This is a genomic window from Thermoactinomyces sp. CICC 10521, from assembly GCF_016055135.1.
Lineage (GTDB): Bacteria > Bacillota > Bacilli > Thermoactinomycetales > Thermoactinomycetaceae > Thermoactinomyces_A > Thermoactinomyces_A daqus.
In genome coordinates this window covers 1-20198 of sequence record NZ_JAECVZ010000015.1, presented here as the reverse complement: position 1 = coordinate 20198, position 20198 = coordinate 1, and the positions used below count along the sequence as shown (strand labels likewise).

Genomic DNA, 20198 nt, shown 5'->3' with positions numbered 1-20198 from the left:
AATCCATGTTTTTAAAACGGATAAATGCGTTGGTTTCACGGTCGAGTACGCCCCCCAATGGCAAGGAGATTCAGATTTTGATCAGGGAAAGCGTTGACGATCAAATCGAGACTATCCTTCATAATGGTCGCATGTTTCGTTTGCAAGTACCCGGCTGTTTCCAATGAATTCGGATGAGGCGGACACCTGAAATTAAAATAATAATATTCTATTATTTATGTATTAACTAAACTATTTGATTTATTAGAAATATATATTATAATAAAATAGATTTATATATATACAAAAGTCCCAAGCGATGTCGGTTTATTTGCAAAAATATTCGAAAGGAGAGGCGGTATGGAAGGATCTTTTAAAAAGAAGTTAAATCTGATCGATTTGACGTTTTTGGGTCTTGGTTCCATTATCGGCTCCGGCTGGCTGCTGGCATCGATGAACGGAGCCAAGTATGCCGGCTCAATCGCATGGGTGGCCTGGATTGGCGGGGCCATCGCGGTCTTATTAATCGGTTTGGTGTACGGTGAGCTGGCTGCAGCGTTGCCGCGCGCGGGGGGATTTGTGAGGTACCCGGAGTATACGCATGGTTCGCTGGTCGGTTTTTTGTCGGGGACGGCTTCATTGCTAGCGTATTCCAGTGTGGCCGGAATTGAAGTTGAGGCGGTTGTCAGCCATGCCTCCTTTTACTGGCCGGCCCTGATGGACAATGCGGGTCCGTCGATCCTGGGGCGTGTGATTGAAATTTTGCTTCTTCTTCTGTTTTTCCTGTTAAACTATTGGAGCGTCAATGTGTTTGGCAAGATTAACACCATTATCACCTTTTTTAAATTTGTGGTTCCGTCTGTGACAATCATCACCTTGTTCTTCTTCTTCAAGGGAGGAAACTTCGCGACTGTTGGCGCGGTTCCGGGTGGTGCGGAAGGCGTGTTCAAGGCCATTGCCGGCGGAGGGATCGTTTTCGCGTTTCTTGGGTTCCGTCAGGCGGTCGACTTTGGGGCCGAAGCGAAGAATCCGCAACGGGATATTCCGCGAGCCATCATTTTGGCTGTCACACTCGGTACGATCGTCTATATCCTGCTGCAAGTGACGTTTCTCGGCGCTGTCCCGAGTGAAGCGCTGACACAGGGTTGGGGGCATATTGCCGACTTTATGCCGAAATCGGCAAACTACCCGTTTGTCTGGATTGCCGGTTCACTCGGTCTGACCTGGCTGTCGACGCTGCTGCTGATTGACGCCGTAATATCGCCTGCCGGCACGGGTAACATCTATCTGTCGGGGACTGGTCGCGTCCTTTATGCGTGGGCCAAAAACCGCCATTTCTATTCTTGGTTTGCGAAGATTGATCCTCGTACGGGTGTTCCGCGGGCAGCCCTTTGGCTCAGTTTCCTGCTGGCGATTGCCTGGATTTTGCCCCCCAGCACGGACACTTGGTCAAAACTGGTTGACGCGGTTACATCGGCCACCGTTATGACATACATGATCGGCCCCATTTCCATGACTTCGATGCGCAGAACAATGCCAAACATGAAACGCCCGTTTTTCTTGAAAGGGGGAGCGATTTTAAGTCCGTTGGCTTTTATTGCGGCCACCTGCATTATCTACTGGGCGGGCTGGACGACTGACAGCATGTTGATCGGAATCACGCTCGGTTCATTGATTTTGTACTTTGCCTTTATCGACAAGGACGAATCCACCCGAGCCAGTCTGAAGCAGGCCTGGAAGTCGGGTGCGTGGCTGATCGTCTACTATATCTTTATCCTGGTGATGTCGTACATCGGTTCATTCGGTCCGATGAAATCCCCGTTGATCCCGGGCGAGTGGGATACGCTGATCGTTGTCATCGGGGCAATCATCCTGTTTTACTGGGGCGTCAACTCGGCTCTGCCGAAACCGTCGTTTGAGACGGACACGGAGGGCGAAGCACCCCCGAAATTTGAGTAAACTCATCCGTTCATTTTCTCGCAACTGCAATGAGTGGCTGAGGAACTCTTGGGCTTGTCGGCAAAAATGCTTGTTAACACTTGTCGACAAGCTTCTTTTGTTTTTCTGCCAGGGTGTCGCTGGCCGAGTCAAAGGGCGCCACTCCCCTTTTGTGTTGGCTTCAGTTCCAAGGGGGATGGTTAAGCGGTGTTTGGACGGAATAATTTCTGATGATGGTATTTTCTTTAAAATGCTTGATATTTCGTATTCTTATAATATATAATTATTTTTAAAAATGTTGATAATTTCATATGAAGTGGGAAAAGGTGGAGTGTTAGACGACACTCCCGAAGAGGGAAGTCCGGTGAGAATCCGGCGCGGTCCCGCCACTGTGAATGGGGAGTCGGGTTCTGGTCACTGTTTAGACGATGGGAAGGCCAGAGCCAAAAATGATTGACGATGATCCATGAGCCAGGAGACCTGCCTTTTCTGACAGCACCGTTTGACCTACGCGGATAGGAAGGTGCTTATAGCGGTCCGGCGCTTGGTGTCCCTGTTTGTCCGGTTGGCAGGGACTCAATATCTGCTTGAGCAGCCGGGAAACGGTCTGCCTTGATTCTGCCGCCTATAAGCACTTTCCGTCCGTCGTGGTGGAAAGTGCTTTTTATATTGCCGATTCAGGGAGGTTGCATCCGGCTAAAGCTGTTCACTTTCTTGCATGAGTCCGGGTTTTGTTTGCTCGTCGCGACAGTTCTGTCAGGGGAAGAATCGTTACCGGGACATGAAAGTGAAGAGAAATGGCGAGGTGAATAGAGAAGTGAACAAAGGAAAACTGTTGATTGTCGGTTTTGGCCCCGGGCATTTCGACCATCTCACCGAGCGGGCGCGTGAAGCGATCCGGGAAAGTGAAGTCGTTGTCGGTTATAACACCTATGTGGATATCATACGCGATCTCCTGACTGATCAGGAGATTGTGCGTACCGGAATGACTGAAGAGGTGAGCCGGGCACAGGAAGCGGTGAGACAAGCGGAACAAGGGAAAAAGGTGGCCGTGATCTCCAGCGGGGATGCGGGGGTGTACGGAATGGCCGGGCTCGTTTACGAAGTGTTGATCGAAAAAGGGTGGCACCCCGATACCGGTGTCGAAGTGGAAGTGATTCCGGGGATTTCCGCGATCAATTCCTGCGCTTCTCTGCTCGGTTCACCGGTGATGCACGATGCCTGCATGATCAGTTTAAGCGACCATCTCACCCCTTGGGAGACGATCGCCAAACGGATCGAAGCGGCGGCTTCCGCAGATTTTGTCATTGCATTATACAATCCGAAGAGCGGGCGGCGAGTCCGGCAGATTGTCGAAACGCAGCGCATTTTATTGCAGTATCGTTCGCCAGGGACACCTGTCGGCCTGGTGAAAAGCGCATATCGCGAGCGGCAGCAGATTGTTTTGACCACACTGGGAGATATGTTGAACCATGAGATCGGGATGTTGACCACTGTGATAATTGGCAATTCGACCACCTTTGTTTATGAGGGTTTAATGATCACGCCGCGCGGTTACCAGCGCAAATACACGCTGAGCAAAGAGATCCAGGACCTGAAGCCTCACCAGCGTTTGCAAGTGGAGGCAGAACCGTGGTCGCTCAATGCCTTTGGCGAATCATCAGGAAAGTTCGTCAAAGAGCAGAACATCGCGACAGCCGATAAGAGAAAGGCATCCGTTCGTCTGGCCAGTCTGGCGCATGAAGCGCTTTCCGTTTTGCAGGCAAAGGGACTGGTTGAGACCGGGATCACCACGATTCCGTTCACAAAACCTGTTTCGATCTTTGAAGTGGCGGTCTCTCCCGGAGTGGCCAACAAAATAATCACGCCGGAACAACTTGTCCTGCTGGCGGAAATTGCCGGCGACCAGGGTGAAATCAAGTATACTCCCCACCACCAGCTCATTTTGCGCGTTCCGACCGATGAGCCGGCGGCAGTGACTGCGCGGTTGACCGAAGCCGGGTTGCTGTTGAGCCCCATCGGGGATGTGGTGCAACTGAAAGCCTGTGATTTTTGCGATGGAGAAAAAGGGGAGTCGATTCCGCTGGCGGAGGAACTCAACCGGCGTCTGGGCGGACTCAAGGTTCCCAAAGAACTGAAAATCGGGTTTAACGGCTGTGCGATGGCCTGTTATGGGGCCGTAACGGAAGAGATTGGCATTGTCTACCGCCGCGGGACTTATGACTTGTTTTTGGGTGGGAAAAAAATCGGACGCAACGCCCATCCGGCCCAGCGGGTCGCAGAAGGAATTTCGCCCGGGGAGCTGTTGGAGACGGTGGAACAGGTGGTACGGGAATATGCGGAACAGGGCCATCCCAATGAACGGTTTAACAAATTTTTCAAACGAGTGAAAGAAGTGGCCGGTTTTGCTTATTCCGACGAGAGAAAACCGGTTATTGAAGAGCTCGCCTGCGGGGATTAAACGGCAAGCAAAAAAGAAACGGGAGGAATCTGTTTGAACGCGATCCTGTTTGTCGGCCATGGGAGCCGGGACCCGGAAGGGAACAAAGAGTTGCTGCGTTTTACGGAAAAGCTTTCGCGCGTTATTGACGCACCGGTGAAAGAAACGTGTTTTTTGGAACTGGCATCGCCCGATATTCCGCAAGGCATTCAGCGGTGTGTGGAACAGGGGGCGAACCGGATTACGCTGATTCCCGTGATGTTGTTTGCTGCCGGACATGCCAAAATTCACATCCCTTTGGCGATTCAGGAAGCGCAGGAACAATATCCGGGCGTCCAATTCCGTTACGGCCGTCCGATTGAAGTGGATGAAGCCGTACTGGATCTGTTGGAACAGCGGGTGGCAGACATTAATCCGGGAGTGCGGGAGGAAACGGCGATTCTGCTCGTCGGCCGCGGTTCCAGCGATTTGTACGCCAACAGTGATCTATACAAGATTGCCCGCATGTTTTGGGAGAAAAATCGCTACAGATGGGTGGAAGTTTCTTTTATCGGGGTGACGGAGCCGCTTTTCGCCGAGGGATTGGAACGCTGCATCCGGCTGGGAGCCAAAAGGATTGTTACTTTGCCCTATTTTTTGTTTACCGGTGTGCTGATCAAGCGGATGCGGGCAATCTTGAATGAATATGAGCAGCGTCATCCTGAAATTGAGTTTCATATGGGCGCCTATCTCGGATTTGATGAAGGACTGATTCCGATTGTCCAAAAAAGAGTGAGCGAAGTGAGGCAGGGGGAAGGGGTAGCATGGAAAGCCCTGGCCGAAAAGGCAATCGCCGACGGGCATGACCATCACCATCACCACCATCATCATGATTGCGGGCATCATGATCACACCGCCGCTCACGGGACATCTCATCAGGCTGTCCGCAGCAAACGTTCATGAATTTCCCGGGATTGTCCGGGCCCGCGATCATGATCACACAGCAAAGAAGCATGGAAAGGAGTTCTCCAGATGGTTCTGTTTTTGGCCGGTACCAGTGATGCGAGGGACCTGGCTGTCCGTTTGAACCGCGCGCGGATTTCTCTGTTGGCCACCGTCGTCACGGAGAGTGCTGCCAAGAGTTTGCGGGAAGAGGGGATTCCCGTCAGGGTGGGAAGGCTCACCGCGGAGGAGATGGCCGGCCTGATCCGCGTGCAGGGGTGCAACCGGGTGGTGGATGCCAGTCACCCTTTTGCCGAAGAAGCGTCCAAAAATGCGATGGAGGCGGCGCGAATTTGCGGCATCCCTTATATTCGCTTTGAGCGGCCCGCCTGGATATACGGGAATCATCCGGGTATCTGCATCGTTTCTTCCTATGAAGAAGCTGCTGAAGAGGCGGCACGGCGTAAAGGGGTGATTATGCTGACCACGGGAAGCAAGACATTGGCCACTTTTACCAAACGGCTTTTGCCGGATCCGGAAATTCGCCTGGTCGCACGCATGTTGCCCCGCAAGGACAACATGGAAAAATGTGCGGAGCTGGGCATTGAGCAAAAAAATATCATTGCCATGCAAGGTCCGTTTGGCAAAGAGCTGAATATCGCCCTGTACCGACACTACGGGGTGACGACCGTGATCACCAAAGAAAGCGGCAAAGCGGGTTCTGTGGATGAAAAGGTGGAAGCGGCCCTGGACGAGGGAATTGGCGTGATTCTGATTGCAAGGCCGCATCTGGATTACGGCACCTCTTTTTCCAGCGCAGAAGAGGTGGTCGCTGCACTGAGCAAAGGAGGAGAGTGAACAATATGTCCCATCAATCTTTTAAACCGGTGACAACCCGGCCGCGGGAAATCGAGAATCTCAGTTTTGAAATGATCAAGGACGAACTGGGTGATCACCCGTTCACAGCAGAGCAATTTCCCATCGTACAGCGGGTGATTCATGCTTCCGCCGATTTTGACCTGGGACGCAGCCTGATTTTTCATCCGCAGGCGGTGGAGGCGGGAATCCGGGCGATTCAAAGCGGAAATACCATTGTCGCGGATGTGCAGATGGTTCAGGTGGGCATCAGTAAACCGAGAATCGCCAAATTTGGCGGCGATGTGCGCGTCTACATCTCGGATCCCGACGTGGTGGAAGAAGCCAAACGGCTGGGAACGACCCGGGCCATCATCTCCATGCGCAAAGCGGTGAAAGAGGCGGAAGGAGGCATTTTTGCCATCGGCAATGCACCGACGGCCCTGCTGGAATTAATCCGCCTCGTGAGGGAAGGAGTGGCCAAACCGGGATTGATCGTCGGCGTTCCGGTCGGGTTTGTCTCCGCTGCGGAATCCAAGGAAGAACTGAGCAAATGCGAAGTCCCTTTTATCACCAACCGTGGCCGGAAAGGCGGCAGCCCGACAGCGGTGGCTATCGTGAATGCCCTTTCCCTCTTGGCGGAAAAAGCGGGGCAAAACGGATCATCAACTTTTAGGACTCCGTGATCCCGGCATGCGATACAGTTTCACAGATGTTCATCAGTTAAGGAGTTTCGCAATGAAAAAGCAGGCGGAAGAGCAAGAACGAAAAGAATTGCGACATGGCTATACGACGGGAGCTTGCGCTGCTGCCGCCACAAAAGCGGCCCTGCTTTCCCTGATCACCGGACAGGCCGTCCATGAGGTGGAGATTGTGCTTCCGGTCGGCCAAATGGCGTCTTTTTCGGTCGATCAGGCGCAACTGCGGGAAGGGGAGGCAGAATGCAGCGTGATTAAGGATGCTGGTGATGATCCTGATGCCACGCATGGAGCACGTATTGTTTCCACCGTGACTTGGAGTGAAGAACCGGGAATCCGGCTCGATGGCGGACCGGGAGTGGGCCGGGTGACCAAACCGGGGCTGCCCGTGCCCGTGGGCGAAGCGGCCATCAATCCGGTTCCGCGGAAAATGATTCGTGAAACAGTGAGAGAAGTGCTTTCATCCTTTGCCATCAAGCGCGGTGTTCAGGTAAAGATCTCCGTGCCGGATGGAGAAGAGATTGCCAAAAAGACGCTGAACGAAAGGCTGGGGATTGTGGGTGGCATTTCGATCCTGGGGACGCGGGGCATCGTGGTTCCGTTCTCCACTGCAGCTTATCGGGCCAGCGTCGCCCAGGCAATCCAGGTGGCCAGAGCGAACGGTTGCCGGCATTTGGTGCTGACGACCGGGGGCAGCAGTGAAAAGGCGGCGATGAAAATGTACCCGGAGCTTCGCGAGGAGGCTTTTATCCAGATGGGGGACTTTGTCGGGTTTGCCTTGAAACACGCAAAGCGGGCCGGCGTCTCGAAAGTGACGCTGGTGGGGATGATGGGCAAGTTCTCCAAAGTGGCGCAAGGCGTGATGATGGTTCATTCCAAGAGCGCGCCCGTCGACTTCGACTTTTTGGCCCGCATCGCGGAAAAAGCCGGCGCTCCCCCCGCTTTGGCTGCGCAAGTCCGGGAGGCGAACAATGCCACCCATGCCGGGCAGCTGATGGAAGAGGCAGGGCATGACCGCTTTTTTACGCTGCTTTGCGAACAGATATGCCGGCAGTGTCTTTTGCAGGTTGAAGGCGGCATCCGGATTGAAACCATTTTAGTCAAGATGAAAGGTGCAGAGTTAGGGAGGGCGGAAATGAGTGGCGAAAAAGATGAAGGTGATTGGCATCGGCGATGACGGGCAAAACGGATTGTCTTCCCGCGTCAAGAAGTGGATTGAACAGGCGGACGTGTTGGCGGGCGGAGAACGGCAGCTCTCCTTTTTTCCGGATCATCCGGGCAGGCGGATCCTGATCAAAGGGGGGCTCGGCCCGGTTTTGGAGCAGTTGGAACGTGAAAGCCGTCAGCACGATGTCGTCGTCCTGGCTTCGGGAGATCCTCTTTTTTACGGGATTGCCAGCTTGATCGTGCGCAAGCTGGGACTGGAACGGGTGGTGATTCATCCCCATCCCAGTTCGCTTCAGCTGGCCTTTGCCCGCATGGGGGAAAGCTGGCAGCAAGTCCGGATCGAAAGTGTGCACGGGCGGCCGATGAAGGGACTGGCCCAGCGGATTGACGGGCAGGAAAAGGTGGCTCTGCTTACGGATGAAGTCCATTCTCCGGGGGAGATCGCCCGTTATCTGTTGCAGTTCGGAATGACCGAGTACCGGGCGTTTGTGGCCGAGAATCTGGGTGGCCCGGAAGAAAGATGCGGCTGGTGGGAATTGGACGAACTGGTGGATGCCGAGTTCTCCCCGCTCAACATTGTCGTTCTCAAGCGAAAAAAAGAGGTGCCAGTTCCGCGATGGAGTTTGGGGATCGAGGATGGGGAGTTTTTTCAGCGGAAGCCGGAAAAAGGATTGATCACCAAAAAAGAAGTGCGCGTGCTCAGCCTGGCAGAATTACGCTTGCAGAAGGACAGCACGGTTTGGGATATCGGTGCGGGGTCCGGCTCGGTTTCTGTGGAAGCGGCCAAACTGGCCCCGTTTGGAGAAGTGTTTGCCATTGAAAAAAATGAAGCGGATCTTGCCAACATTGAAGCCAACCGCAGGAAATTCCGTGCCGATTTCACCGTGATTCATGCCAAAGCCCCGGAAGGTCTGGACTCATTGCCTGACCCGGATGCGGTATTTATTGGCGGAAGCGGTGGTGAGCTGTGCGAGCTGCTCCGGGTTTGCTGTTTGCGCCTCAAGTCCGGCGGCCGAATTGTCGTCAACGCCGCCACGGTGGAAACATTGGCACAAACACGGGAAACGCTGGCAGCGCAAGGATTTTCCGTGAGAATCACTTTGCTGCAAACAGCCAGGAGCAGGCCAATCCTGCAGATGACCCGCTTTGAAGGGATGAATCCGATCAATGTCATTGTCGGCGAAAGAGATCACACTACAGGGGAGGGACGGGCATGATCGGACAACTGATCGGAATCGGCATGGGGCCGGGCGATCCGGAATTGATCACGGTAAAAGCTTATCGCGTGTTAAAAGAATCCCCGGTCATTGCTTATCCAAAGAAGCGGATGGGCGAAAAAAGCTATGCGTTGTCCATTGCCGAGACGTATATCAATCCGCTGGAAAAGGAGATGCTCGGGCTTGTTTTCCCCATGACGAGGGACCGGGAACAGTTGGAACGGGAATGGGAGCGAACTGTCGAAGCAGTCTGGCAAAGGCTGTCGCAAGGAAAAAACGTGGCATTTGTCACCGAAGGAGATCCGCTGCTGTACAGCACGTTTATTCATATGAGCCGGCGGATGCAGGAATTGCACCCACAGGTGGCGATTTCTTCCGTTCCGGGCATTTCATCGATCAACGGTGCTGCTTCCCGTTTAAATTTGCCTCTGGCGGACGGCGATGAGCAAATCGCCATCGTTCCGGCAACGGAAGACCGGCAGGCGATGAGAAAAGCGCTCACCGAACATGATGCGGTTGTCTTTCTCAAAGTGGCAAAAGTGCTGGATCTGATTATTGACCTTTTGGAAGAATTAAATCTCTCAGACAAGGCGATGGTCGTTTCCAAGGTGACTTCCGATCAGGAAATGGTCTGGAAGAACGTGGCCGAACTGAAAGGGCAGAAGCCGGGATATCTGACACTGATGGTGGTGAGAAAATGAAGCGATTGGAAGCAAAAGTCTACATCGTGGGAGCAGGTCCCGGAGATCCGGATCTGATCACGGTCAAGGGGCAGCAGGTTCTGCAAAATGCCGACGTGATCCTGTACACCGATTCACTCGTCAGTGAGGAGCTGATTGCCCGGGCCCGCCCGGATGCTTTGGTGTTGAAAAGTTCAGGGATGGATTTGCAGCAAATTGTCGGACTCATGGTTGCCCATGTCCGCGGAGGAAAAAGCGTCGCCCGCGTCCATACCGGTGACCCGGCCGTTTATGGAGCCGTTTTTGAACAGATGGCCATGTTAAAAAAAGAAAAGATTCCTGTTGAAATCATCCCGGGCGTCAGTTCCGTGTTTGCCGCTGCCGCCGTCTTGGGAGCGGAACTGACGATTCCCGAACTGACGCAGACGCTCATTCTCACCCGCGCCGAAGGCAGAACACCGGTGCCGGAAAAGGAAAAACTGCGGGAATTGGCAGCCCATCAGACTACGATTGCCTTGTTTTTAAGTGCCACGTTGACCAAAAAGGTGGTAAACGAGCTGCTGGAAGCGGGATGGTCCGAGGATACGCCTGTCGCTGTGGTGCAAAAAGCGACCTGGCCCGAGCAGAAAATCGTCCGTTCCACCCTGAAGCATCTGGATGAAGAGATGCGTAAAGCCGGCATTCGCAGCCACGCCATGATTCTGGCCGGATGGGCGCTCGACCCCGATCTCTATGAACAAAGCGAAGCATACCGTTCCAAGCTGTATGATCCTTCCTTTACTCACGGCTATCGCAAAGGAGGGAATGCTTCATGAACCGGATGTATGCAGTGGTTGCCATAACCAAGCACGGTGTCGAAATAGCCCGCCGCCTTGTCCGCCAGCTTCCGGGTTCCGATCTGTACTATATGGACAAATTTGCCCGCGGGGATGAGGAAGCGCTGGGTATTACCCTCTTTACCGGGTCGGTGCGGTTGATCCTTCCTGATTTGTTCCGGCGGTACAACGGCTTGATCATCCTGATATCTCTCGGCGCGGTGGTGCGCATGATCGCTCCCTTGCTCAAAGACAAGAAAACCGACCCGGCCGTGGTGGTGGTCGATGACCGTGGGGAGCATGTGATCAGCGTGCTGTCCGGCCATCTCGGCGGGGCCAATCAACTGACCCGGCGTGTGGCTTCCATTCTGGACGCGCGGCCGGTGATCACGACCGCTTCCGATGTGCAGCAAACAATCCCCGTCGACTTGTTCGGCAGTCAATTTGGCTGGGAAATCGAAAGTTTTGAACGGGCGACACCCGTAAGTGCGGCGGTGGTAAACGAGGAGAGGGTGATTGTCATTCAGGAGTCGGGCGAACCGGACTGGTGGGCCTATGACAAACCCCTGCCCGGCCATATTCAGGTGGTGGCTTCTGCCCGCGAGGCGGAGGAACAGGAATTTGATGTCGCCCTCGTGGTAACGCATCGTTTGTTGAGCCCGGATGAAGAGAAACGCTTTCTGCAAAACGGGGTTCTTTACCGTCCGAAAGTGCTGGTGCTCGGAATTGGCTGCAATCGGGGCACCACGCTGGAGGAGATCGAACAGACCGTGACGGAGACGCTTGCTGAACTGAAGCTCTCCATTAAAAGTGTCCGTAATATTGCCACCATCGACTTGAAAAAGGACGAGCCCGGCCTCCTCGCTTTGTGCCGAAAATACGGCTGGCGGATGGATGTATATTCTCCTGAAGAACTGAACACCGTTTCGCTGCCCAATCCTTCGGAAACGGTATATCGCTATACGGGGGCTTATGGCGTGAGCGAACCGGCAGCCCTGTTGTCTTCGGGGGCGGAAGATTGGCTCTTGCCCAAGAAAAAATCAGGAAATGTGACCCTGTCCGTTGCCCTTGTCCCACATCCCCGCGCAGGGAGGGAGAACAATGAGTGAAGCGAGACCGAGGATCGTGATTGCCGGAACCGGCAGCGGCGTGGGCAAGACGACCATTACGCTCGGCTTGATGGCCGCATTCAAAAAACGCGGGCTGCAAGTGCAAGGGTTTAAAGCAGGCCCCGATTACATCGACCCCAGCTATCACACTGCCGTTACCGGCCGTCCTTCCCGCAATCTGGATACCTGGATGATGGAGCCGGAGGGCATGCGGGAAATTTTTTTCCGCGGGAGCCGGGGGGCTGACATCTCCATCATTGAAGGAGTCATGGGGTTATATGATGGAAAAGATCCGCGCAGTGACAGGGGGAGTACGGCTGAAATCGCCATGATGCTGCAAAGCCCGGTCATACTCATCGTAAACGTTCACAGCATGGCGCGCAGTGCGGCGGCCGTGGTGAAAGGGTATCAGCTTCTGAATCCGGCCGTGCCGATTGCCGGAGTGATTGTCAACAGGGCAGGCAGCGAAGGACATTTTCGCCTGGTTCAGGCGGCGATTGAACAAGAATGCGGGATTCCTGTGGTCGGCTGGCTCTCCCGCGATCCGTCGATCGACATTCCGGAACGTCATCTCGGTTTAATTCCGGCGATTGAGCGGGGAGAAATCGCCCCGCTGTTTGCCCGCTTGGCGGAGCTCGTGGAAAAAGGGGTTGATTTGGATCGGCTGGAATCGCTGGCCAGTGCAGCCCCGCAGCTGGAAACGCCGGAAAAGCGAATTTTTGCGCCCGTGTCATCTGGGGAAGAAGAACCTGTCACCATCGCGGTGGCCAAGGATGCGGCTTTTAATTTTTACTACCCGGAAAATCTGGAACTGCTGACGCATCATGGCGCTTGCCTGCGTTTTTTCAGCCCTCTTCGCGGAGAAATCGTGCCGGAGGAAGTGGACGGTCTGTATATCGGGGGAGGCTTTCCCGAAGAGTTTGTCCGGGAATTATCGGGCAACGGCAAAGTGAAGGATTCCTTTCGTAGGAAAATCGCCGCAGGCCTGCCGACGTTTGCCGAATGCGGCGGGTATATGTACCTGACTGAGGCTATCATCGACTGGGAAGGAAACGCTCATCCGATGGTCGGGGTGATTCCGGCTGCCGTCCGGATGAAAGACCGGCTGGCGGCGCTCGGCTACCGGGAAGTGGAGGCGTTAAGCGACAATCTGTTGCTGAAGCGGGGCGAAAAAGCGCGTGGCCATGAATTTCATTATTCTGAGCTGACGGCACAGTCGGACCATTACCCGCCGGCTTACCAAACGAGCGGGCGCAGGGGAAAACACCGGGAAGGGTATGTGCGGGAAAATCTGCTGGCCGGCTATACCCATCTTCATTTTGCATCCCATCCGGAGATGGTGCCGCGCTTCATTTCCGCATGCCAACAATACCGACTGAGCAGGAGGGCTGACACATGAGCAACCTGGACAAAAGGGAGACAGCCGGAAAACAGGACAGTGGACGGCGCGGGCTCACACTGGTTTACACAGGTGAAGGCAAAGGAAAGACGACGGCGGCTCTCGGGCTGGCGTTAAGGGCAGCCGGCCGGGGGATGAAAGTGCTGATTCTGCAATTTATCAAATCACCGGAACGGACGTATGGCGAGAAAATCGCGCTGGAGCGTCTGGGAGTGGAGATCTGCCAGCTGGGGATCGGTTTCACCTGGACCAAAACCCCGGAAGAACACCGGGAGGCGCTGGCCCGTGCATGGAAGATCAGCAAAGAAAGGGTAATGAGCGGAGATTACGATCTGGTCATACTCGATGAGATTAACAACGCGCTTGCCATCAAATCCTTTCCCATCGACGATGTTTTGCCGATGGCGGAAGTGCTCAACCTGATTCAAAACCGCCCTCCGCACCTGCATCTCGTTTTAACCGGGCGAAATGCGCATGAAAAGGTGATGGAAGCCGCTGATCTCGTCTCCAGAGTGGAGGCGGTCAAACATTATTATCATGAAGGAATCCCGGCGGTGCGCGGAATCGAATTTTGAAAAGGAAGCGGAACCATGAAGGCGATCATGTTGCAAGGAACAGCTTCAGATGTAGGGAAAAGTGTGTTATGCACGGCTTTTTGCCGCTATTTTCATGAAGAAGGTTTCCGGGTTGCCCCGTTTAAATCGCAAAATATGGCCCTTAACTCCTATGTGACGTCGGACGGGGGAGAAATCGGGCGGGCTCAGGGCGTTCAGGCGGAAGCGTGCGGCATTGAAGCAAATGTCGATATGAACCCGATTCTCCTGAAACCGAAAGGGGATCTGGTCTCGGAAGTGATTGTGCACGGCCGCCATTTTGCCGATGTCGCCGCCGGCTCGTATCGCGGACCGCTGCTCGGCCAACTCCTCACCGCGGCTTCGGAGTCCCTGAAACGGTTATCGCGAAAATATGAAGTGCTTGTGATCGAAGGGGCAGGCAGCCCGGCGGAGATTAATCTGAAAGACCGCGATATTGCCAATATGAGAATTGCGCAAATGGCGGATGCCCCCGTTCTGCTGGTGGCGGACATCGACCGCGGCGGAGTGTTCGCCTCGATCGTGGGAACGCTGGAACTGCTCGAACCGGAGGAACGGGCGCGGGTAAAAGGATTGATTATCAACAAATTCCGGGGCAGCAAAGCATTGCTTGAGCCGGGAATCAAATGGCTGGAAAACCGGACGGGAATTCCGGTGCTGGGCATTCTCCCCTATGTCGAAATCGATGTTGATCCCGAAGATTCGATGTCGCTGGGGGCATTGGCCTTAAAAGGAAACAAACAGGGAGCAGACCTGGACGTGGCGGTCATCCGGCTCCCGCGCATTTCCAACTTCACTGATTTTCTTCCGTTGATGGATCAGGACGATCTCGCCGTTCGTTATGTAAAATCGGTCGACGAGCTGGGAAATCCCGATGTCATCATCCTGCCCGGCACAAAGAACACGATGGAAGATCTCGCCTGGCTGAAAGTGACGGGATTGGCCGGGGAAATCCTCCGATTAAAAGAGCGGGGCAGTTCAGTGGTCGGCATTTGCGGCGGATATCAAATGCTCGGACGAAAGTTGACTGATCCCGAAGGAGTCGAATCAAGCCAAACTGAACAGGATGGTTTGGGACTGCTCGCGATGGAGACCCGCTTCGTTCCCGGCAAGCAAACGGTAAGAGCTGTCGGGAGGCCCCTTGCCTCCTGGGGTGGTTCGGAGCTTGTCGAAGGGTATGAAATTCATTTGGGCCGAACCATATTGGCTGCCGGCACCTCTCCTCTTTTCAGGCTGGCGGACGGACGCCTGGACGGTGCTGTATCCGGGGAGGGGGAGGTATGGGGAAGCTATCTGCACGGCCTGTTTGATAATCCTTCCTTTCTCCGTCATTGGATCAATCATCTCCGCTTGAAAAAAGGTTTGCCCAAAAAAGAAGAAAGCGGGAGAAACAGGCGGGAGATCCGGGAAGCGGTTTATGCCTCTCTTGCCGGGTGGATTCGTGAACACATAGACATGCAAAAAGTGAAGGAAATCATGAAGCTGGAATCCGCGGATTCGTAATGTCGATGTACCCGATCTTATGCAATTCAAATACACGACATGAAGAAGGGAATGGTGGTATGGAGGTTTTTTCGCTGATTCTGTTCGTGTTCGTGCTGGGGTTGCGTCATGGTTTGGATGCTGACCATTTGGCCTGCATTGATGGGTTGGTCCGGTATAATTGGCGCAAAAAGAGCAAGGTGACACGCTGGGTGGGCACGCTGTTTTCATTTGGACACGGAACGGTGGTGGCGAGTGTTGCTGTCGTCCTTTCTGCATTCAGCCGAAATTTCAAGTTCCCGGACTATTTTGATACCCTGGTGACATGGGTGTCCGTTCTTTCACTGCTGCTGATCGGGACGTTGAATATCCGGAACCTTCTCATCCGCACGGAAGAAGAATACAAGTTGGGAGGAATCAGGGGGAGATTCATTCCTCGCTTCGCCCGGGAAACCTCCAATCCCATTCATATTGTCATTATTGGAGCCATCTTTGCCCTTGCTGCGGATACGGTCAGCCAGACCTCTGTCTGGGCGATAGCTGCCAGCCACGCAAGCCGGTGGATGCCGGCAATGTTGGGGCTTACCTTTATGGCAGGGATGATGCTCACCGATACCATTGATTCATTTATCACCTGCCGCATGCTGGAGCAGTCGGGGAAACTGGGAAAAGCGGCATCGCGAATCATGGGATGGATCATTGTGGTGCTGGCGTACGGTGTGGCTTGTTACGAAGCGATTATCTTTTTTGTTCCTTCGTTTGAAGTGGATTTTGAAATCATCGGGGCGATGATGTTTGCTTTGATTGTTTTGTGTTATGTGATAGTGCGTTTTGGAACGAAAGCAAAACCCGGGATCGGCGGATGATGCCCGGTCCGGTGAATGCGTCGAAAGAAAACCCTGCCGCATTGCAAAAGGAGCAGGGTTTTTTCCGTCGGCCGGCCTGTGGCTCCAGATGAATGGTATACTTGTGATGAAGGCAAAAACAAGACTCGATTTTTCGGAATTTTCGTGTTGATGTGCTGGATTGTTGACCATGACAACAGGAGAAAACAGGAGGGGTTATGATGAGGGCCGGAATGTCCCGATACCTGGAAGTCGACGGTGTGCAACTTCACATTTATGAGTGGGGTGATGCGGCAAAGCCGGCGGTGTTGTGCTGGCACGGACTGACCAGAAACGGCAGGGATTTTGATACCCTGGCCGCCCGACTGGCAAAATCCTTTCATGTGATTTGCCCCGACATGATCGGACGCGGACGGAGCGAATGGAGTGCGGATCCTGCCAAGGATTACTGTTTTGGGCGTTATGAGCGTTTGGTTGCCGCTTTGGTCGATGCTTTGGGAATTGAGGAAATGCGGTGGGTTGGCACTTCCATGGGCGGGGCGATCGGAATCCGCTTGGCCGGTTCGATCCTGCGAAACCGGATTACGCACCTTGTGCTGAATGATATTGGTGCCGGCCCGGCGGAGAAACAGCCGAACGGCGAACTTGCGGAAGGGGTTCAACGCATTCTTGCCTATACGGCCAATCCGCCCGAGTTCCGAACAATGACGGAGCTTATGGATTATTATCGTTCCACTTACCGAGACTTTGGCATCAACAGTGAGGAGGAATGGCTTCATTTTACGGAAACTTCGGCCCGCCGCAAAGACAATGGCAAATTCACTCCGGATTATGATCCGCAGATTGTTCACCAGTTTGCCCATCCGGAAGACTTGTTGCTGTGGGAGCAATGGAACGCGGTAAAAGCGAAAGTTCTGTTGATCAGAGGGGAACGGTCGGATATTTTGCCGGTTGAGACAGCTGAGGCAATGCGCAAGAGCGGACCCGGCTGTCAATTGGTTACCATTCCCGGACTGGGTCACGCCCCGGCGCTGAATACAGAAGAACAGCTGACTTGCATTGAGCGTTTTTTAAATAGTTGAAGGAACAAGTTCCCGCTGTTATCCGGTCCGTCAGAAAGTCTTTGGCTACAGCTGTTCTGACGGAGTCCGGACATTCTTTTTCCGTCCGGTCAGGCCGATTGTCGGCTCTGTTCGATTTGCGGGTTTTGCCCGGGGCCGGTGAAGCGGGTTGGATCCCGGAAAAATTCCATGGTGAAAGCGGCATCCGACTCAGCGCATCAAGAATGGTATCCTCTTTTTGGGATGAATGGGGGAATAACCGTGCGGACATGGAAGTATCCTGCCGGATTGCTGTTGTTATTAGTCATGGCTCTTTTGCTTTACGTTGCATGGTCTTTTTTTTCAATTCCAACCTATGTTTTTCTCGTACCGAAGAACTATCACGGTTGGGTTCAAGTATATATGGACATTCCCGACGCCAAAGAACCCCCGAAAGAATTTTGGAACAAATATATGATCAACGTTCCTCCAAACGGAATGGTTTACACACCGTTGCCGGATCAACCGGCACACTTGGAAACCTATTTTGTTGATCAGCATGGGCACCGAACCGAACTTTTGCTGAAAGAAGATCCCCGGGCCAAAGATCCAAATGCCTTATATGTTCAAGATTTTTTCACTCAGGGATTAGATCATCTTCCTGCTTGCGATGTACTGTTTATCGGAACATCCCAGGAATACGAAAAGGTATTGCGGGAAAATCGCTATCCGGATTACTCGGAAGAAATCAAAAAGAAATTTCATTATCCCTATTAATTAATGAAGATGGGATTCAATTTGTTGTGCGACTGTTGTGCAAATGGACTCTTTTGAAGCCTTTCCGGGCAAGATCGGCAAATATTACCCGGTTGTCTGTCCACTCTTGGGCCCAGGTCTGTTGTCTTGGATACGGAAGTGTCGGAATACCGCCGTGAGAGAAGATGCCATTCACCCCGGTCTAATAGATCTTTTCAATCTTTTTCGTTGCCACGGAAAATGACCCCCTTATTGTGACCGGGGTCATTTGATTCCTGCTTTTTTCGTGCCTTCACCTGCTCATCACCCAGCCGATCACCGCATACAAAATGGCGCTGGCGATTCCGACGATCAGGGAGGCAATCAGTTTTTGATGCGCATATTTCATCAAGGGCAGCTTCATGACCGTGGCCATGGCGACGGTATTGTCACTCAGGGGAGAGGCAAATCCGCCGAAGCTGCCGCTGGCAAAAACGGCCCCGGTGATGAGCGGGATCGGGGTATGGGTGCCGGCAGCCAGCGAAAAACCCAGAGGCATCAGGATTGCCCACGCTCCAAAGCTGGATCCGACGATATAGGAGATGACACAGCCCACCAGAAACAGGACAGGAGCCAACCACAGGGACGGAACCAGGTGTTCGATCAGTTTTTTCGTATAGGTGATAAAACCCAGATCCGTCGAGACAGCTGTCAAGGCCCAGACGAGAGCGAGCAGCACGTTTACGCCCATCATCTCATTGCCCCCTTGCAAAAATCCGAAGAGGAGTCGCTGGATCGGCTGCCGGTGAATCCCGTACCAGATAAAGGAGAGAATCAGCGTGATGAAGACAGCTTCCAGCATCGCTTTGCCCGCATCGGCTTTAGTGAGTGCCTCCCAGAAAGAGGGGGTTTTCGTATAACCGTCCCACCAGGTGAGAAAAAAGGTGAATCCCAACAGCAGACAGAGGGGGACGATCAGATGAATTGCCTTGGGCGCGGCTGATTCTGAAACGATTTCCACCGGATCGGGAAAGTCGCTGTCAGGTTCGTGTTCACTGCTGGCGCCGGTATTTTTTTTCCCGGCCAACGCTTTGTCCTGCTTGCACAAATCTTTAAAATAACCGACCTGGGGCGAGGTGCGGAAAGGAGTGCGAATGCCGGGAGGGCAATCATTGGGATCAACAGCTCCTTTTTCCTCGGATTTTCCTTTGAAAAAAGTGAGATAAAGGGTATAGACCAGCATCAGGATAGAGAAGAAGTTGAAAGGAATGCTTTGCAGCAAAACCTGATAAGGGGTGAGGCTGAACCCCTGATGATGGGCCGAATCGGCGATCAGCCCGACCATGTACCCGACGAACGCCGTTCCGATCGGAATCAGGGCGATTAAGGGAGTTGAGGTGGCATCGATGATGAAGGCCACTTTGGAACCGGAGATTTTCAATCGTTGAAATACTTCTTTCATCACGGGGCCGACGGTGATGATGCGAAAGTCGGGAGCCATAAAGGTGGCCAGTGAGGAGAGCCAGGTCAGCCCGAAAGCGCTGCGGGCCGATTTGATACGGCGATTCATCCACTGCGCGAACCCTGATACTCCCCCCGTAACGCGAACCAGTCCGATAAAGGCGCCAAAGCCGTACATAAAGAGAAGGAGGCGAAGATTGCCGGGCGAAGTGACTTCCTTGACCAGATAGTGGATTGCCACTTCAATACCCCCGAGCCAGGTGAATTTTTTCATGTAGGCTCCGACGAGCAGGCCCGCCATCAGGCCGATCAGTACCTGGCGTGTCCACATCGCCAGCGGGATTACAATCAGAAAAGGCAAAAGAGACCAGAAAGATGCGTGCATCAGGTCCACTCCCTGTGTGGAATATTTCGATCATAGGATGCACCAAGAAAAGGAAAATCATTCCGAGACAAGATCTTATTCATCTATACTTGGTATGCGGACAGCAGGAAGGCGGATCAGAGTGATGGAGGAATGGCTGTTATTTTGCTTTATCGGGAAGAAAATCCATCAGCAGCTTTTGGAAATATTTTCATTTGACGCAGCGCTCTCCGGGTGATATAGTAGTTAACGTCGCTTTTGCGAAGAGGAAATTATCAATCTCGTTTCTAAAAAACTATTGACATATGATGCGAGATGTGATAGCATTAAATTCCGTCGCGATAAGCGATTGATAAAAAACGTGTTCCTTGAAAACTAAAGAGTGAAGCATGACCTGTTGATTCTTTTTGAGCTAGATCTTTATCGGAGAGTTTGATCCTGGCTCAGGATGAACGCTGGC

General features: G+C 53.3%; 17 protein-coding genes and 1 riboswitch. Of the genes, 16 read left to right on the top strand and 1 reads right to left on the bottom strand.

Annotated features, from left to right (window positions below):
- The first annotated feature begins 339 nt into the window (after positions 1–339).
- From I8U17_RS11405 to I8U17_RS11330, 16 genes are all read left to right on the top strand, one after another.
- Positions 340–1938, top strand: coding sequence for an APC family permease (locus I8U17_RS11405; protein ID WP_198056341.1), 1599 nt, complete (start codon positions 340–342; stop codon positions 1936–1938).
- 286 nt (positions 1939–2224) lie between these two features.
- A riboswitch (cobalamin riboswitch) is annotated at positions 2225–2419 on the top strand.
- Between the two features lie 315 nt (positions 2420–2734).
- On the top strand, positions 2735–4378 hold the full coding sequence (cobJ, locus tag I8U17_RS11400; RefSeq protein WP_370589243.1) for a precorrin-3B C(17)-methyltransferase: 1644 nt from the start codon (positions 2735–2737) through the stop codon (positions 4376–4378).
- A gap of 33 nt (positions 4379–4411) precedes the next feature.
- Positions 4412–5299: a sirohydrochlorin chelatase gene (locus I8U17_RS11395; protein ID WP_198059415.1), complete on the top strand. Its 888-nt coding sequence runs from the start codon at positions 4412–4414 to the stop codon at positions 5297–5299.
- A 69-nt stretch (positions 5300–5368) separates the two neighbouring features.
- A complete protein-coding gene (cobK, locus tag I8U17_RS11390; protein ID WP_198056344.1) occupies positions 5369–6136 on the top strand; it encodes a precorrin-6A reductase in 768 nt (255 codons plus the stop codon).
- A 5-nt stretch (positions 6137–6141) separates the two neighbouring features.
- Complete coding sequence (locus tag I8U17_RS11385) at positions 6142–6819, top strand: precorrin-8X methylmutase (protein WP_033101518.1); 678 nt, start codon at positions 6142–6144, stop codon at positions 6817–6819.
- Positions 6820–6871: 52 nt separating this feature from the next.
- Positions 6872–8008, top strand: a complete 1137-nt coding sequence (locus I8U17_RS11380; protein WP_033101519.1) for a cobalt-precorrin-5B (C(1))-methyltransferase — start codon at positions 6872–6874, stop codon at positions 8006–8008.
- Positions 7971–9215: a precorrin-6y C5,15-methyltransferase (decarboxylating) subunit CbiE gene (gene cbiE / locus I8U17_RS11375; protein ID WP_198056345.1), complete on the top strand. Its 1245-nt coding sequence runs from the start codon at positions 7971–7973 to the stop codon at positions 9213–9215. The genes I8U17_RS11380 and cbiE overlap by 38 nt, the downstream gene beginning before the upstream one ends.
- Positions 9212–9916, top strand: a complete 705-nt coding sequence (gene cobI, locus I8U17_RS11370; protein WP_033101521.1) for a precorrin-2 C(20)-methyltransferase — start codon at positions 9212–9214, stop codon at positions 9914–9916. Before cbiE ends, cobI begins: the two co-directional genes overlap by 4 nt.
- Positions 9913–10710, top strand: coding sequence for a precorrin-4 C(11)-methyltransferase (gene cobM, locus I8U17_RS11365; protein ID WP_198059414.1), 798 nt, complete (start codon positions 9913–9915; stop codon positions 10708–10710). The genes cobI and cobM overlap by 4 nt, the downstream gene beginning before the upstream one ends.
- Positions 10707–11819: a cobalt-precorrin 5A hydrolase gene (locus tag I8U17_RS11360; RefSeq protein WP_198059413.1), complete on the top strand. Its 1113-nt coding sequence runs from the start codon at positions 10707–10709 to the stop codon at positions 11817–11819. The genes cobM and I8U17_RS11360 overlap by 4 nt, the downstream gene beginning before the upstream one ends.
- Entirely contained in the window at positions 11812–13218 is a 1407-nt protein-coding gene (locus tag I8U17_RS11355; RefSeq protein WP_198059412.1) for a cobyrinic acid a,c-diamide synthase CobB, read from the top strand. Before I8U17_RS11360 ends, I8U17_RS11355 begins: the two co-directional genes overlap by 8 nt.
- Entirely contained in the window at positions 13215–13793 is a 579-nt protein-coding gene (gene cobO, locus I8U17_RS11350) for a cob(I)yrinic acid a,c-diamide adenosyltransferase (protein WP_033101524.1), read from the top strand. The genes I8U17_RS11355 and cobO overlap by 4 nt, the downstream gene beginning before the upstream one ends.
- A 15-nt stretch (positions 13794–13808) precedes the next feature.
- Positions 13809–15314, top strand: a complete 1506-nt coding sequence (locus I8U17_RS11345) for a cobyric acid synthase (protein ID WP_033101525.1) — start codon at positions 13809–13811, stop codon at positions 15312–15314.
- A gap of 59 nt (positions 15315–15373) precedes the next feature.
- Positions 15374–16159, top strand: coding sequence for a HoxN/HupN/NixA family nickel/cobalt transporter (locus tag I8U17_RS11340; protein ID WP_033101526.1), 786 nt, complete (start codon positions 15374–15376; stop codon positions 16157–16159).
- Between the two features lie 200 nt (positions 16160–16359).
- Positions 16360–17220: an alpha/beta fold hydrolase gene (locus I8U17_RS11335; RefSeq protein ID WP_033101527.1), complete on the top strand. Its 861-nt coding sequence runs from the start codon at positions 16360–16362 to the stop codon at positions 17218–17220.
- Positions 17221–17460: 240 nt separating this feature from the next.
- Positions 17461–17955: a DUF6843 domain-containing protein gene (locus I8U17_RS11330; protein ID WP_152568579.1), complete on the top strand. Its 495-nt coding sequence runs from the start codon at positions 17461–17463 to the stop codon at positions 17953–17955.
- A gap of 271 nt (positions 17956–18226) precedes the next feature.
- Here the strand turns inward: I8U17_RS11330 and I8U17_RS11325 are convergent, their stop codons facing one another.
- Entirely contained in the window at positions 18227–19759 is a 1533-nt protein-coding gene (locus I8U17_RS11325; RefSeq protein ID WP_198059411.1) for a Na+/H+ antiporter NhaC family protein, read from the bottom strand.
- Positions 19760–20198 lie beyond the last annotated feature (439 nt).

Coding starts and splice junctions, on each gene's coding strand:
- I8U17_RS11325 (WP_198059411.1), bottom strand. CDS start 19,759: ATGCACGCATCTTTCTGGTCTCTTTTGCCTTTTCTGATTGTAATCCCG.
- cobM (WP_198059414.1), top strand. CDS start 9,913: ATGAAGCGATTGGAAGCAAAAGTCTACATCGTGGGAGCAGGTCCCGGA.
- cobI (WP_033101521.1), top strand. CDS start 9,212: ATGATCGGACAACTGATCGGAATCGGCATGGGGCCGGGCGATCCGGAA.
- I8U17_RS11385 (WP_033101518.1), top strand. CDS start 6,142: ATGTCCCATCAATCTTTTAAACCGGTGACAACCCGGCCGCGGGAAATC.
- I8U17_RS11405 (WP_198056341.1), top strand. CDS start 340: ATGGAAGGATCTTTTAAAAAGAAGTTAAATCTGATCGATTTGACGTTT.
- cobK (WP_198056344.1), top strand. CDS start 5,369: ATGGTTCTGTTTTTGGCCGGTACCAGTGATGCGAGGGACCTGGCTGTC.
- I8U17_RS11360 (WP_198059413.1), top strand. CDS start 10,707: ATGAACCGGATGTATGCAGTGGTTGCCATAACCAAGCACGGTGTCGAA.
- I8U17_RS11355 (WP_198059412.1), top strand. CDS start 11,812: ATGAGTGAAGCGAGACCGAGGATCGTGATTGCCGGAACCGGCAGCGGC.
- I8U17_RS11335 (WP_033101527.1), top strand. CDS start 16,360: ATGAGGGCCGGAATGTCCCGATACCTGGAAGTCGACGGTGTGCAACTT.
- I8U17_RS11380 (WP_033101519.1), top strand. CDS start 6,872: ATGAAAAAGCAGGCGGAAGAGCAAGAACGAAAAGAATTGCGACATGGC.
- I8U17_RS11340 (WP_033101526.1), top strand. CDS start 15,374: ATGGAGGTTTTTTCGCTGATTCTGTTCGTGTTCGTGCTGGGGTTGCGT.
- I8U17_RS11345 (WP_033101525.1), top strand. CDS start 13,809: ATGAAGGCGATCATGTTGCAAGGAACAGCTTCAGATGTAGGGAAAAGT.
- cobO (WP_033101524.1), top strand. CDS start 13,215: ATGAGCAACCTGGACAAAAGGGAGACAGCCGGAAAACAGGACAGTGGA.